The 14,486-nt window shown below is 70.3% G+C and carries 11 protein-coding genes; 4 read left to right on the forward strand and 7 right to left on the reverse strand.

The annotated features are described in order from the left end of the window. Nucleotides 1-58: 58 nt before the first annotated feature. From J2S57_RS09445 to J2S57_RS09465, 5 genes are all read right to left on the reverse strand, one after another. Nucleotides 59-586 carry a DUF5317 domain-containing protein gene (locus J2S57_RS09445; RefSeq protein WP_307240628.1) on the reverse strand — a complete coding sequence of 176 codons (528 nt, stop codon included), beginning with the start codon at nucleotides 584-586 and terminating at the stop codon, nucleotides 59-61. Further along, nucleotides 583-2,715, reverse strand: a complete 2,133-nt coding sequence (locus tag J2S57_RS09450) for a putative bifunctional diguanylate cyclase/phosphodiesterase (RefSeq protein WP_307240630.1) — start codon at nucleotides 2,713-2,715, stop codon at nucleotides 583-585. The genes J2S57_RS09445 and J2S57_RS09450 overlap by 4 nt, the downstream gene beginning before the upstream one ends. 515 nt (nucleotides 2,716-3,230) lie before the next feature. Further along, nucleotides 3,231-4,073 carry a metal ABC transporter permease gene (locus J2S57_RS09455; RefSeq protein WP_307240632.1) on the reverse strand — a complete coding sequence of 281 codons (843 nt, stop codon included), beginning with the start codon at nucleotides 4,071-4,073 and terminating at the stop codon, nucleotides 3,231-3,233. After that, nucleotides 4,070-4,915: a metal ABC transporter ATP-binding protein gene (locus tag J2S57_RS09460; RefSeq protein WP_307240633.1), complete on the reverse strand. Its 846-nt coding sequence runs from the start codon at nucleotides 4,913-4,915 to the stop codon at nucleotides 4,070-4,072. Before J2S57_RS09460 ends, J2S57_RS09455 begins: the two co-directional genes overlap by 4 nt. Further along, the gene (locus J2S57_RS09465) at nucleotides 4,912-5,907 is read right to left on the reverse strand and encodes a metal ABC transporter solute-binding protein, Zn/Mn family (RefSeq protein ID WP_307240635.1); all 996 of its coding nucleotides are present in this window, start codon (nucleotides 5,905-5,907) and stop codon (nucleotides 4,912-4,914) included. The genes J2S57_RS09460 and J2S57_RS09465 overlap by 4 nt, the downstream gene beginning before the upstream one ends. A gap of 207 nt (nucleotides 5,908-6,114) precedes the next feature. On the opposite strand from J2S57_RS09465, the gene J2S57_RS09470 reads away from it, so the two are divergent. Both J2S57_RS09470 and J2S57_RS09475 read left to right on the forward strand, forming a co-directional pair. Next, complete coding sequence (locus tag J2S57_RS09470) at nucleotides 6,115-7,032, forward strand: DUF4230 domain-containing protein (protein ID WP_307240637.1); 918 nt, start codon at nucleotides 6,115-6,117, stop codon at nucleotides 7,030-7,032. Between the two features lie 88 nt (nucleotides 7,033-7,120). Then, a complete protein-coding gene (locus tag J2S57_RS09475; RefSeq protein ID WP_307240639.1) occupies nucleotides 7,121-7,609 on the forward strand; it encodes a hypothetical protein in 489 nt (162 codons plus the stop codon). A 56-nt stretch (nucleotides 7,610-7,665) separates the two neighbouring features. On the opposite strand, the gene J2S57_RS09480 is transcribed toward J2S57_RS09475, so the two are convergent. Together J2S57_RS09480 and J2S57_RS09485 are read right to left on the reverse strand one after the other, a co-directional pair. Beyond that, nucleotides 7,666-8,943 (reverse strand): aspartate aminotransferase type Ic, encoded by a 1,278-nt coding sequence (locus tag J2S57_RS09480; RefSeq protein ID WP_307240641.1) that lies wholly within the window; start codon nucleotides 8,941-8,943, stop codon nucleotides 7,666-7,668. A gap of 158 nt (nucleotides 8,944-9,101) precedes the next feature. Further along, nucleotides 9,102-10,745 (reverse strand): CYTH and CHAD domain-containing protein, encoded by a 1,644-nt coding sequence (locus J2S57_RS09485; protein WP_307240643.1) that lies wholly within the window; start codon nucleotides 10,743-10,745, stop codon nucleotides 9,102-9,104. Nucleotides 10,746-11,026: 281 nt separating this feature from the next. On the opposite strand from J2S57_RS09485, the gene J2S57_RS09490 reads away from it, so the two are divergent. Both J2S57_RS09490 and J2S57_RS09495 read left to right on the forward strand, forming a co-directional pair. Then, complete coding sequence (locus tag J2S57_RS09490) at nucleotides 11,027-11,674, forward strand: ribonuclease H family protein (RefSeq protein ID WP_307240645.1); 648 nt, start codon at nucleotides 11,027-11,029, stop codon at nucleotides 11,672-11,674. A 28-nt stretch (nucleotides 11,675-11,702) separates the two neighbouring features. Continuing rightward, complete coding sequence (locus tag J2S57_RS09495) at nucleotides 11,703-14,273, forward strand: hypothetical protein (protein WP_307240648.1); 2,571 nt, start codon at nucleotides 11,703-11,705, stop codon at nucleotides 14,271-14,273. Nucleotides 14,274-14,486: the final 213 nt, after the last annotated feature.

Raw genomic sequence — 14,486 nt, forward strand, 5'->3', positions numbered from 1 at the left:
AAGCCGGTTGCACGTGCACTGCAAGAACCGGCGTCCCAGCCCCCGAAAAAGAGGGGCTCTAGACCGGTCGGTGCACTCGGCTGTGCCCGAACACCAGAACCGCCACGCCGGTCAGGATCACCACGTCGCCGATGCTGAAGACATTGGCGAACGGCACCCCGGAGGGCACCGCGAACACATCGCCCAGCCAGGGCAGGCGCGGGTCGGACAGCACCCCCGAGTTCGAGAAGTGCTCCGAGTCGGCCAGCCCGGCCGTGCGCACCGCCGACTCCGAGGCCGGGAGCGTGCCGCCGTTCAGCGCGATCGTGACCGCGTTCAGCCCTGCCCCCAGCGCGATCAACGGCAAACCCCGCAGCGCGCGATTGGCCCAGATGAACGCCCCGGCCAGCATATAGCTCAGCAGATGCAGTGAAAAGCCCAGCCAGTCAGGCACTTTCGTAAGTACGGAGAAGAGCAGTACCTGCAGCAGAAGGGCTGCCGGCAGCAGCCACCAGGCCCGGACCGGGATCTCCCCCAGCTGCCGCAAGCTGCCGCCGGTCAGCGGCACGGCGAGCAGCAGGAGCAGGGCGGCGACCCCGATGATCACGCGGGCTTCTCCTGGCGGGCCACGATCGGGCGCAGGACCTCCAGCTCCACCGGGCGCACCGTGGCCAGGTCACCGATCGCGTCCAGCCGCCCGTTCGCCTCCCAGGCCGTGATCCAGGTGTCGAACTCGTCCGCGGCCAGCGGTGCCTGCACGGTGAAGCCCTGGATCACGTCGCAACCCAGCACCTGCAGATGGCGCCAGCTCGCGGCGTCCTCCACACCTTCCGCCACCACCTGCAGGCCCAGGTTGTGGCCCAGGTCGATGGTCGAGCGCACGATGATCTGGTCGTTGTCGTCGCTGGTCATGCCGATGATGAAGCTGCGGTCGATCTTCAGCTCGTCCACCGAGAGGCGCTTGAGGTAGGCCAGCGAGGAGTACCCGGTGCCGTAGTCGTCGATCGCGATCCGCACCCCCGCGGCCCGGAGCATGGCCAGCACCGCGACGGCCCGGTGCGGGTCGGTCATCACGGTGTTCTCGGTGACCTCGAGGGTGAGCAGGGCCGGGGGCACCCGGTGGCGCCGCAGCAGCGCGTCGACCTGCTCGGGCAGCCGCACGTCGGCCAGGTGCCGCACCGACAGGTTCACCGCGACCCCGAGGCGACGCCCCTGGTCGAGCCAGACCCGGGCCTGCGCCACGGCCTGCTCCAGCACCACCAGGGTGAGCTGGGTGATCAGTTCGGTGCTCTCGGCCAGCGGGATGAACTGGTCGGCCCCGAGCAGGCCCCGCGAGGGGTGCCGCCAGCGCACCAGGGCCTCGGCCCCCACCACCCGGCCGGAACGCACGTCGCACTTCGGCTGGTAGTAGACCGTGAGCTGGTCGCGAGCCAGGGCGTCGTGCAGCTGGGTGAGCAGGAGCAGCCGCTCGGTGGTGTTCTCGTCCTTCGTCGGGTCGTAGACGGCCACTCCGCCGCCGTTGCCCTTGGCCAGGTACATCGCGATGTCGGCCTTGGCCAGCAGGTCGGCGCTGCCGTGGGCGTGCTGCGGGGCCAGGGCGATGCCGACGCTGGCCCGCACCTCCAGCCGGATGCCGGCCACGCTCACCGGCTCGTCGAGCGTGCCGCTGAGCCGCTCGGCCAGGGCCACGGCCTGCGGCAGCGGCTCGAGCGGGCTCAGCCGGGTGAGCACGGCGAACTCGTCGCCGCCGAGCCGGGCGACCGTCACGTCATCGTCCACGGCCGAGCGCAGGCGCCGGCCGATGTCGCAGATCAGCGCGTCCCCGGCCTCGTGCCCCAGGGTGTCGTTGATCTCCTTGAAGTGGTCGAGGTCGATGAACATCACCCCGATCACGGCCCGGTCGGGCGGCTCCTCCGCCAGCTCGTGGTCGAGTTTCTGCAGGAAGAACGCGCGGTTGGGCAGGCCGGTGAGCGCGTCGTGCTCGGCGCTGCGGCGGTGCTCCAGGGCCAGTTTCGAGATCTGGTGCACGGCGATCACCGGCATCAGCACCAGCGGCACGAGCCAGAGCGAGAAGTTGGTGACGGCCAGGCAGATCGGGGCCATGGCCACCATCGGGCCCCAGGTGGTGACGTTCTGCCGCACGTCGCCCCACAGGCCGGCCGGGTCGAACCGCCGGCTGGCGAGCGCCACCACGAGCACCACCAGGCCGTTGTTGACGAGGAAGTACACGCCCGAGGCGACGATGGCGGGGGCCACGTCGTCCCGGTCGAAGCTCTCCGGCACGAAGAACGCCTGACCGGCCAGCAGGCAGAAGATCCAGCGCCCGGCGGCGACGGCCAGCACGTACTGGGCCAGGTTGAACACGGGCCGCGACCAGTGCCGGCCCTGCTTCAGGTCGTCGATCACCAGCGGGATGCTCTGGGCGAGGATCACCAGGCCGGGCGGGGCGGCGAAGATCAGCGCGACGATGAACGTGGTCGAGAGCGTCATCAGGTACGAGCGGCTGTCCTCGAGCACCACCTCGATCGAGATCAGCTCACCGACGATGATCCCGAGCACCAGGAAGATGATCACCAGACGGTCGACGCCGAACTCGGTCGGGTGCAGCAGCAGCGCCGTCAGGCTCAGGACGAGGACGGGCGCGGCCACCGTGACGACGGCGGCGATGTAGACGCCCAGCGGCGTGATCCGGGGGATCCGGAGCGGGCCGGCCACACTGGATCCACCGATGGTCATACCGTCCTACTCTCCGTGGCGTCTCCCCGGTACTGGCGCGCCGGGGAGACGCGGACCGTGCGGATGGGATCAGCTCACCGTGCTCATCCCCACTTGTCTGAGGCGCCCACCAGAACGGCAAGCGTGACGACGGCGGTCACGACGCCGGCGGCCTTCACATACGCCATTGCCTTGAACTCGTTCATCCCGACCCTCCTCGTACCCGGCCAGACGTCCGTCCGCGCTGGCCCGCGGGTCGAAGTCGCGGGAGGTCGGCTTCGAACCGTCCCGTCGGCTGTTCCAGCAACCGCACCCCGTGAGGGCACGATCCACCTCGACACGGCGATTATGTCCGGATCATCCGGCTTTGGGTACTCACGGGTTCACATCCGCCCGCCAGAGGCCCTCGGGGCCGGAAATCCGGTCACTTCTTTCTTATCGGACATCACGCCGTGCACACAGGCGACTGCGGTGCGACCTGAGTCACAGACGGCGAAGGGCCCCACACCGTGAGTGCGGGGCCCTTCGCGGGACGGTCAGAGTGCGGGGGCGCGTTCCCGCAGTGTCGCCAGCAACCGGCAGGCCAGGTAGATGGCGAACGAGATGGTGGTGACGTAGGGGCTGATTGGCACGCTGCTCCCGAGGGCCAGCAGGATGCCGCCGATCATCGAGGTGGTGGCGAAGAGGATGCTCAGCACGGTGGCCCCGGCGGTGGTGGACGCCAGCCGCACCGCCGCGGCGCCCGGGGTGACCACGATGCTCAGCACCAGCAGGGCCCCGACCACCTGCACCGACATCGCCACGACCAGGCCCAGCAGCACCATGAAGCCGAGCGACAGCGGGCCGAGCGGGATGCCCCGGGCCAGGGCGACCTCCGGGTCGGTGCTGGCGAACGAGAGCGGGCGCCACATCAGCAGCATTCCCACGGCGACGATCACCGAGATCACCGCCAGCCAGCTCAGGGCCGGCGTGTCGATGGCCACGATCTGGCCGGTGAGCAGGCCGAACTTGTTCGCCGCGCGGCCTTCGTAGAGCGCCAGGAAGAGCACGCCGAGGCCGAGCCCGAACGGCATCAGCACCCCGATCCAGGAGTTGCGGTCGCGGGCGCGCACGCCGAGCAGGCCGATCAGGATCGCGGCCGCGAGTGAGCCGACCAGCGAGCCGGCGACCACGTTCAGGCCCAGCAGCAGGAAGCCGGAGGCCCCGGCGAACGAGAGCTCGCTGATGCCGTGCACCGCGAACGGCAGGTCCCGCATCACCACGAAGGTGCTGATCAGGCCGCCCACGATGCCGAGGATGAGCCCGGCCAGCAGCGAGTTGTGCACCAGCGGCAGCAGTTCGCTGTAGTCGGTGAAGTTGAAGATCTTGTCCCAGCTCACGACTGCGCCGTCTCCTGGGTCTCGTCGTGGTCCTCGGGATGGTGGACGGGGTGGTCGGGTATCCCGACCACCACCAGCTGGCCGCGCACCTCGATGACGTCGACCGGCGAGCCGTACAACCGGGTCAGGGTCTGCGACGTCATGACCTCGTTCACCGGGCCGATCGTGAACCGGCCGCCGGCCAGGTAGAGCACCCGGTCGGCGTAGGGCAGGACCGGGTTGATCTCGTGGGTCACGAAGAGCACGCCGGTGTTGTGGTCGCGGCGCCGCCGGTCGACCACGGCGCAGACCTCGCGCTGGTGGTGCAGGTCGAGCGAGAGCAGCGGCTCGTCGCACAGCAGCAGCGCCGGGTCGCAGGCCAGGGCCTGGGCGATGCGCAGCAGCTGCTGCTGGCCGCCGGACAGGCGGGAGGCCGGGGCGTCGGCGAACCGGGTGGCCCCGACCTCGGCGAGCGCGGCGTCGATGCGGGCCCGGCGCTGCTTGCGCGAGAGCAACGGCAGTCCCCACCGGTGCCCGTCGTACCCGTAACCGACCAGGTCACGGGCGCGCACCGGGGTCAGCGGGTCGAAACGCCGCTGCTGCGGCACGTAGCCGACCTCGCGCCGGGCCGCAGCCGGCGTCCGGCCGAGCACCGAGACGGTGCCGGCCGACAGCGGCTGCAGCCCGAGCAGGCAGCGCAGCAGGGTGGTCTTGCCGGAGCCGTTCGCGCCGAGCACGGCCACGAACTCCCCCGGCCTGACCGCCAGGTCCAGGTCTTTCCAGAGCGGCTCACCCGCGTCGAAACCGAGTGCCGCGCCGCTCAGGCGCACGAGGTCGGCGCCGTCCACCTTTTCGCTCATCATCCGAGCGCCGAGGTTACCGCCTCGACGTTGGCCTTCATCCAGCCCACGTAGTCCTGGCCCTCGGGCAGGGTCTCGGTGACGCCCACCGTGGGCACCCCGTCGGCCTTGGCCCGGGCCAGCAGCTTCTCGGTCTCGGTGCTGCTGGTCTGCTCGTTGTAGACGAACACCTTGACCTCACCACCGGAGAAGATCTTCAGCGTCTGGTCGAGGACCTTGATCGGGATGTCGTTGCCCTCCTCGACCGCCTCACTGAACGCTTCGGGGGTCTTGTTCTCCAGGCCCAGGTGCTCGAGCAGGTACAGCGGCACCGGCTCGGTGATCGCCACGCCCTGGCCCTCGTACTCGGCCTTGGCGTCGTCCTCCAGCTGGATCACCGCGTCGAGCTCGGCGTTGAAGGCCTTGGCGTTGGCGGTGAACGTGGCGGCCTGGTCGGGCAGCGCCTGGCCGAGGTCGGCCGCGATCCGGTCGGCGACCTTCTGCATGCTCTCCAGGTCGTACCAGACGTGCTCGTTGAACTCGCCGTGCTCGTGGGCGTGCTCCTCCTCGTCCGCGTGGTCGTCTGCGGACTCGGTGCTCCCGGCGCTCTCGGCGTCGCCGTCCAGCCCGGACACCTCGACCGCGTTGATCACGGTCGCCTTGCTGCCGGCCGTCTCGAGCAGTTGGTCCATGAAGTCGTCGTAGTGACCACCGTTCTCGATCACCAGGTCGGCCTTGGACACGGCGAGCTGGGTGCGGGTGTCCGCCTCGAACGAGTGCGGGTCCTGGGTGGCGCTCGAGATGACCGAGGTGACCTCGACCGCGTCGCCGCCGACCTGGGCCGCGATGTCGCCGTAGACGTTGGTGACGGCCACGACGTTCAGCGCACCGGCCGAGGCGCCGGACTCACCCGAGGATCCGGACGAGCCGCTGCCGCAGGCCGTCAGCCCGAGCACGCACACCGTGGCCGTGCCGAGGGCGAGTACCCGGCCCCGCTGCCCTGAATTCCACGCCATCGCGACGCCGTCCTTCCACATGAGTCTGCATCCACGTGCTGGTGGACCTAATGAGAATGATCCTCATAAGCGTTTTCACGCTACCACGAGCCCCAGGTGCAACCTGAACGGGCGAACCGGCGTCTGAGATGAGACGATCTTGAAGGTCGTTCTACGGAACATTCGTCACGAAACGGACTGAGCGGCACCCCAAGGGTGGAGGGCGTCATGGCGCAGAAGACACACAGCCGGTCCAAGGTGTCCGCGACCGGCTCCGACCAGCAGGAACAGCCTGTCAGCAGGAGCCTGGCGGGTGGCCTGGAGCGAGCTCGCAACAGCCTCACCGGCCGCCGCAAGGGCGAGACCGAGCCGCTCCCGGTCGACCAGCCCGGCAGCAAGGTCGACCGCACCGACACGGCGGACAAGGCCGACCGGGGCGGCAAGGGTGGCGGCGGTCGCTCGGGCGACACGATCGTCTACCGCCCCGCGCCCGAGCGGAAGCGTTCCGGCTTCCTCACGGCCGCGTTGGTGGTGGCCGTGCTGCTGGTGGCGGGCGCCCTGGCGCTCAACCTGACCACTGGCGCGCTCGACCGGCTGAACCCGTTCAAGGGCCTGGTCACCAACCAGACCATCGACCGGTCCGGGCCGGCCGTGCTCCAGTCCATCCAAGACCTGGGTCAGTTCGAGGCCGCCAGCGGCTACTACGAACTGGTCGTCGACGTCGAGAAAGACGTGAAGCCGGTGCCGTCGTTCCTGGCCGGGCAGCGCACGCTGTTCATCGCGGCCGGGTCGGTGGACGCGGGGGTCAACCTCAGCAACCTCGGTGACGGCGCGGTGACGGTGAACGACGACCGCACCCACGCCACCATCAACCTGCCCCACCCCACGATGAGCAGCCCCACGCTCGACTACGACCGCAGCTACGTCTACAGCCGTGACCGGGGCGTCTTCGACCGGGTGAAGGGTGCCTTCACCGACGACTCGAAAGAGACCGAGCAGCTGTATTCGATTGCCTCGCAGCGCCTTTCCGAGGCCGCCAACGAGACCGAGGACCTGCGCGACCGCGCCGAGAAGAACACCCGCTCGACGCTCGAGGGGCTGCTCAAGCCGCTCGGGTTCACCCAGGTCACGGTCAACTTCACCTGATCCGCAGATCCCGCCGAACGGGGGACGCCGACCTCACGGTCGGCGTCCCCCGTCTCGTTGTCGGTGGGGGCGTCTATGGTGAACCGCGATGGACGCGAACGAATCCCCCAGCTCACCGGATCGGCCCGAGGCCAGGCCTCTCGCCCGGCCTAAACGCCGGCTGACCACCCCGCTGATCGGGCTGGTCGCGCTGGCCGCCGTGCTGATCGTGTTCGCCGTGGTGCAGTCGCGCGGGCCGACGAAGGCTGTGAAGGGCCTGCCCGCCGAGGTCCGGAGAGAGCTCGCGAGCGCCGCCTCGGCCGACCACCTCGCGGCCCCGGGCACGTGGGTGACCGTGAGCAGCAACAGCACCTGGAGCGACGAGGTGAAGGAGCAGATCCCCGATCCCGAGGGCGTGCTCTACGTGGCTCAGGTCCGGGGTGAGGGAGACGGCGGCGACGGGGGCTACCTACTGTTCCCCGTGCGGGCCGCGGCCGACACGGCGACACTGGCCTGGGCCACGTCCGACCCGGTCGACCTGAGCGGCCTCGGCGAGGTGCACACCCTCAGCCAGGAAGACCTCGACTCCCTCAACTGACACCAAACCCGAAGCGGGGAGCGACAAATCGTCACCCCCCGCGTCCGTGAAAGCTCTTACTGCTGCTTGAGCCTCTGCTCGTAGCCCACGAGCTTCACGCAGGTGGTCAGCGCGAGCACGGCCGCCTCGAGGTTCTCCAGGGTCGGGAACGTCGGGGCGATGCGGATGATCGAGTCCTTCGGGTCCTGCCCGAGCGGGTGCGCGGCCCCGGCCGGGGTCAGGGCGACGCCGATCTCGGCGGCGCGGGCCACGATGTCCGAGGCCGTGCCCTCCGGCACCTCGAGGGTGATGAAGTAGCCACCCTTGGGCTCGGTCCAGGTGCCGAGGCCGGTGCCGTCCAGCTGCTCACTCAGGATGCGCAGCGTGGCCTGGAACTTCGGCGCGATCAGGGCGCGGTGCTTGTCCATGTGCGCGAGAACGCCCTCGGCGCTGCCCAGGAACGCCGCGTGCCGCAGGTGGTTGACCTTGTCCGGGCCGATGGAGCGCTTGGACAGGTTGCCCAGCCACCACTTGACATTGGCCTCGGACGCCCCGAAGAAGCCGACGCCGGCCCCGGCGAAGGTGATCTTCGAGGTCGAGCCGAACACGAACACCCGGTCGGCGTGACCGGCGGCGGTGGCCAGGGCCAGCACGTCGGCGACCTCGACCCGCTCGTCGGTGAGGTGGTGCACCGAGTACGCGTTGTCCCAGAAGATCCGGAAATCCGGCGCAGCGGTGGGCATCTCGGCCAGCTGACGCACGGTGTCGTCGGAGTACGTGACCCCGGTGGGGTTGCTGTACTTCGGGATCGCCCAGATGCCCTTGATCGAGGCGTCGGCCGCCACCAGGCGGGTCACGACCTCCATGTCCGGGCCGGTCTCGGTCATCGGGACCGGGATCATCTCGATGCCGAAGCGCTCACAGATCGAGAAGTGCCGGTCGTAACCGGGAACCGGGGCGAGGAACTTGATCGGCCCCTGGTCGACCCAGCGGCTCTGCGCCCCCGGCAGCGGGCTGAGCAGCGCCTGCACGAACGCGTCGTGCATCAGCTCGAGGCTGGAGTTGCCCGAGGCCAGCAGCTGCGCCACCGGCACCTGGAGCAGCTCGGCGAAGATCGCGCGCAGCTCGGGCAGGCCGTTCAGCCCACCGTAGTTGCGCGTGTCGGTGCCGTCGGCCGCCTTCAGCACGCCCTCGCCGGGCAGCGTCAGCAGCTCGTTGGAGAGATCCAGCTGGTCCGGCGCCGGCTTACCCCGGGTGAGGTCGAGCTTCAGGCCGCGGCCGGCCAGTTCCGAGTAGTCCTGCCGAGCGCTGTCGAGGAGCGCGGTGAGGTCCTGCGCGCCCAAGTCGGTGGTCATCGTCTCTCTCCCGGGGAGCTGTGTGGCATCTGCCGAGAAAGGACTTTACAAGCGTTCGCTGTCGAACACGCCAGTGGATTCCCACCGGACCCATCGGAAACGGAAAAGCGCCGGCCGGTGATTTGCGGCCACCGACCGACGCTTTCGCAAGATTTACGTCAGCCCGGCCAGACCGCGAGAGCAGCCTGGGCCTCTTCCCACGCGGCGGAGAACAACTTCTCGTCGTGCTCCGCCTCTCCGGCGATCCGGCCGTGCAGCAGACCGAACGTGAATCCGTTCTCGCCCGCGCCGTGCGCCCGCACCCCGAGGTCACGCAGCCACTGCCGCTGCACCACCCCGTCCTGGTGGTTGCCCAGGGTCTCGGTGATGCCCTCCATCACCTTGGCCACGTTCTTCGCGTCCTTGCCGATCACCGGCTTCGCGGCCTCGGTGGCGTACCGCGCGCGCTTGGCCTTGATCCGCACCTCGTGCAGGTGGAAGTCGTGTTCCGGGCTGCCGACGGTCTCCCCCGCCAGCACGTCGACGTGATCGCGCACCCGGCGGGCGGCCTTGCGCACGGCCTTGCGCAGTTCGCTCTCGGCCGGGTTGCTGGCCCGCTCGGTGAACGGCGGGTTGTCGATGAACGCCTCGAGGGCGTTCACCAGCCGCACGTACCGGTCGCCGTCCAGCTCGGTCACGGCCGACTTGTGGGCGGTCTTGTACTCGGCGTTCATCTCCAGCCGGATGCGCCGCGCCACCGGGCCCAGCACCAGCTCGCCGGGCAGGCCCTCGACCTCGGCCAGGAGCTTGTCGCGGATCACCTCGGCGTCGCGCACCGGGCCGAGCACGTCCGAGCCCAGCCACTTCAGCTCCTCGCGCAGCGGCGTGACGGCCTCTTCGTCGAACAGCGGCCTGCAGGTGGCCAGGCCGGTGCGCAGCCGCCGGGTGGCGACGCGCATCTGGTGCACGGCGTCGTCGGCGTTCAGGCGCACCCGCGGGTCCATCGCGACCAGCTGGGCGAACTGCGCGGCCAGGTACTCCTGGGCCACGTCGCCCGCGGCCGGCGGCGCCACCACCACGGTCTCGCGCATCCGCTTGAGGGCCTTGCCGGCCCTCTTCTTCGCCTTCTTCGGCGGGAGCGGCTCGACCAGCAGGTCTTCGACGTCGTCGACAACCTCGGAGTCGGTCGCGGTGGGCCTGCCCATCCGCTCACCGATCGCGCGACTCACCTTGGAACGGACGTCGGAGGGCCGGGCCCCGGCCCCGAGCAGCAGCTCCCGCGCGGCGGCGAGCAGCTCGAGGTCGCCGTTGACGAGCTCGACCTCGATCTCGCGCCACGACTGCACCACCGTCTCCTCGCCCAGCGACTGGGCGGAGACCAGGTCGTCGGCCACCTCGGCGAGCACGGTGCCCTCGGCGTCGCGCAGCTCCCGCACGGTGCGCCGGGTGGAGATCAACGCGACCGGGGACACCGCCGCACCCCGGGTCTGCACCCGGACCAGGCCGATCAGCGCCGGCGGGACCGTGCGCACGCTCCGGCCGAGCGGCTTGTGGATCTCGAGCCGGCTGTCGGCGGCGTCGCCCTTGATCGGCTGCTTGAGCTTGAGGTGCCAGCCCGCGTCGCCACCACCGGTACGGCGACGCAGCGTCGTGCCGCCGCGGATCAGCCGGAAGTCCTCGGTGTCCAGGTAGGTGGCTTCGAGCTGGTGCTCCCCGGCCTCGCCGACCGAGCCGACGCCGGGCAGGGCGGTCAGGTCGGGCAGGGCGAACTCCGGATCGGCGTCCAGTTTGATCTCGATCTCGTGGTGAGTTCCTGCCGTCACTGATCTTCCTTTCTGCCGAAGGCACGCCGAGCCGCCGAGGCAGCTCCGCACTCCGGATGATCGGTTCCCGTGGCGGTCACCATAAACAACCAAGGTGAACAAGCCACCGTCACCGACCGGACGACCGGTGTTCAGATGCCGTTCACCGAGACAACGCCGGTGGAGTCGCGAATGTGCCCGTTGTCATCTGTAGTTGTCCGTGTGACGGAAGGCGACTCGAGACGAACGGGTGCGCCCGGCGTCCCCCGTTCGACTGGTTCGCCCCCACCTAGACTGGCGCGATGCCGATGACCGCCCGCTTCCCCACCACCTGCGCCCACTGTTCGGGCCGAGTCATGCCCGGGGAGGAGATCTCCAAGGCCGCCGGCAAGTGGGTGCACTCCACCTGCGCGGTGGCGGCGAGCGAGAACGCGGCCCAGCTGCCGGGTCTCGACGCGGGCCCGCCCAAGACCTTCGGCCGCAACGTCGGTACCAAGGTGCGCAAGGCCGACATGGCCGAGCCGGAGGGTGCTCTCGAGGTCTGGACCGACGGCGCCTGCTCCGGCAACCCGGGCCCGGGCGGCTGGGCCTGGGCCACGAAAGACGGTCGCAAGGGCAGCGGCGGCGAGCCGAAGACGACCAACCAGCGCATGGAGGTCAGCGCCGCGCTCCAGGCCATCCTGGCGCTGGAGGGCCCGCTGGTGGTGGTGAGCGACTCGACCTACGTCGTGAACTGTTTCCGCGACGAGTGGTGGAAGGGCTGGCTGTCGCGCGGCTGGGTCAACAGCCAGAAGAAGCCGGTGGCCAACAAAGACCTCTGGGAGCCGCTGATCGAGGCGTTCCGCGAACGCGGCAACATCTCGTTCCGCTGGGTCAAGGGGCACTCCGGCGACGAGATGAACGACCTGGTCGACCAGCTGGCCGTGGAGGCGGGCAAGGCGCAGGTCTGATCGGCCGACAACGGGGAGGCGTCGCCAGGTGCCAGGAATTTCGCTCGGACTGCAGAGCCCTTACGGGTACCACGGCGACGACCTGACCAGCCCGGCCCAGGCCGCCCGGGCCGGGGCCCTGGTCGACCAGCAGTGGGAGGACGAGCCCGGCCTGCCCCTGGAGCTGCGTATCCACGGGGTGCAGGGCAGCACCGGGCCGGTGGTGCTCGAGCATCCGCACGTGGTGCAGGTCGGCGGCTCCGGACCGACGGCGTTCTACCGGCGCTGGAGCCCCGACGGGGTGGGCCGTCCCTCGGTGCCCTGGCCGCTGGAGGCCTACGTCTGGGGCGGGCTCACCACCCGGGCCCTGGCCTCGGCGTCGTGGCTGCTGCTCCTGCCCTTCATGCTCTACAACGTCGCCTACTACATGCTCCCGGCGGGCGACACCGCGACCCGGGGCCGGCGTCTGCGCAGCGCGCACGCCCTGGCCCGGGTGGTGGTGCGGCTGCTGGCCCTGGCCTCGACCGTGCAGTTCGTCAGCGCCCTGGTCACGCTCTTCCACTCCACCATCGCCTGGCAGAACGGGGCGCACCGGCTGGGTACGTCGTGGTGGTGGCTGAGCTGGTACACCGAGGCGACCACGGCGACCCGGATGTCGCTGGCCACGGTCGCCGTGGCCGCGGTGATCGGCGCTCTCTGGTACGCCGGGGCGGCGACCGCCGGGCACTACGAGGCGTTCAGCACCGGGCGTGGCAGCTACGCGCCGGGCGTGCAGGTCGACGGTGAGGACCGGCCCGACCGGTTGCCCTCGGGCCGCCTGACGCTGCGCGACCGCGGGTTCTGGCGCGGGGCCGCGGCCGCCGCCCGGCTGCGTAACACCCACATCGCCACCGCGTTCGCCACCATCTCGCTCGCCCTGGCCGGCTGCACCAACACCTTCGGCCTCTGGCAGCAGATCCAGATCGCCGTCTCAGCCACCATTCTCGTGGCCGCCGTGGTGCTCGCCGGGTTCGTCGCCGACCGCGACACGGTGGGCGGCAACGACGACGTGGCCCGCTTCGCCACCGCGTTCCGGGCCCTGGCCTGGGTCTCGTTCCTGGTGCTCCTGGCCGGGGTGATCGCCTCGCCGTGGGTGGTGGACGACGCCCCCGAAGACCCGCTCTACGCACCGCACGGCCTGGTCGGCGCCACCACCACGCTCACCCTGCTGCAGTTCGGCCTGCTGGCCGTGCTGCTCGTGCTGGTGGCCTGGCTGCTGCGCGGCTGCCAGAAGCAGCCGCACGGCTGGGAGCCCTTCCTGCGCGGGTACGCCGCCCCGGTGATCACGCTGCTGGCCGTGCTGCTGGGCGGGGTGCTGACGGCGGCCCTGAACCTCTCGGTGGCGCGAATCTTCGGCGAGCCGGGCGGGCGGGCGCTGCACAAGGAGGGCTTCGACCCGGCGAACACCATCCAGCTGCCCGACGCGATGTTCGCCTACTCGGCCGCCGCGGCGTTCAACCTGGTGCCGATCCTGCTGGTGGCCGGGCTCCTGGCGCTGCGCTACCGGCGGCGGGTGCGGCGTTTCGAGGGCGACGGGGGCACCGGCGCGACCCTCGACGGTGGTCCCGACCCGGTCGTCGACTGGTACCCGGAGAGAGAACGGGACGCCCCTCGCCGTACCGTCCGCCAGGTGGCGCGGACCTGGGCCCTGGCCTCGCTCACCGACGACGTGGCCACCGTGATGGGCACCGTCACGATCTGCTGGGGCGCACTGTTCTGGGGCTTCGAGGGCCTGGCCGTCACCCACACCTCGCAGGCGTTCACCGCGGTCGCCGGGATCGTGCCCACCATCGGCGTGTTCATCGGCGCCCTGCTCGCGACGACCGGGGTGTGGGTGTTGCGGGCGCAGATCCGCTCCCCGCACGCCCGCAAGACCGTCGGGATCATCTGGGACGTCGGCACCTTCTGGCCGCGGGCCGTGCACCCGCTCGCCCCGCCCTGCTACGCCGAGCAGGCCGTGCCCGAGGTGGTCGACCGGATCTGGGTGCTCACGGGGGCGCGCCGGTCCGGCAGCCACGGCACCCCGGTGCCGGGTGAGCGCTCCGGGGCGATCGAGGTCATCCCCCGCCACGTGCTGCTCACCGGATACAGCCAGGGCACCGCGATCAGCGTGGCGGTGATCGCCCAGCTGCCCCGCGACGTGCTCGGCCGGGTCTCCCTGATGACACTGGCCGCCCCGCTGAGAAGGCTCTACGGACGGGCGTTCCCGGCCTACTTCGGCCACCCGGCCGCGCTCGCCCTGCGGGAGCTGCTGAGCGGGCCGGAACCGGACGCCTCCCGCAACGACCCCGCCGGGCCGTCGGAGGTGGACCCGGCGCCGCCCAACGTGCGGGCCCCCGAGCCGCCGAAACCGCGCTGGCGCAACGTGGTGCGGCGCACCGACTACATCGGCGGCTGGGTGTTCGGCCTCCCGAAGCCCCTGGAGCAGCCCTCGGACTGCCAGCAGGTCGACGTGATCAGCCTGGACCCGCCGTCGCTGGAGCCCGACCACGGCACCACCCTGGCCCCGACGCATCTGCATTCCTCGTTCTGGCAGGACCCGGTCGTGATCCTTCACGCCCGGGAACTGACCGACCGCTGAAAGCTTTTTACCGTTCCGAATCGTGACGTCCGGAACTTGTGACGCCCACGCTGAAACTTCCCATTCGCAACCGGAATTGCCCGATCGAACCTTTCGATGAATTCGCCACGCCGTGGACTTGATTCTTCGGCCCGCCGGTGGGCAATCTGATTTCGGGCCGATCGGGCCGATTTGCTGGATGTGACCAGCGCGTGGGGGTCCGGATTCCTCTCC

Source organism: Kineosporia succinea (assembly GCF_030811555.1).
GTDB lineage: Bacteria > Actinomycetota > Actinomycetes > Actinomycetales > Kineosporiaceae > Kineosporia > Kineosporia succinea.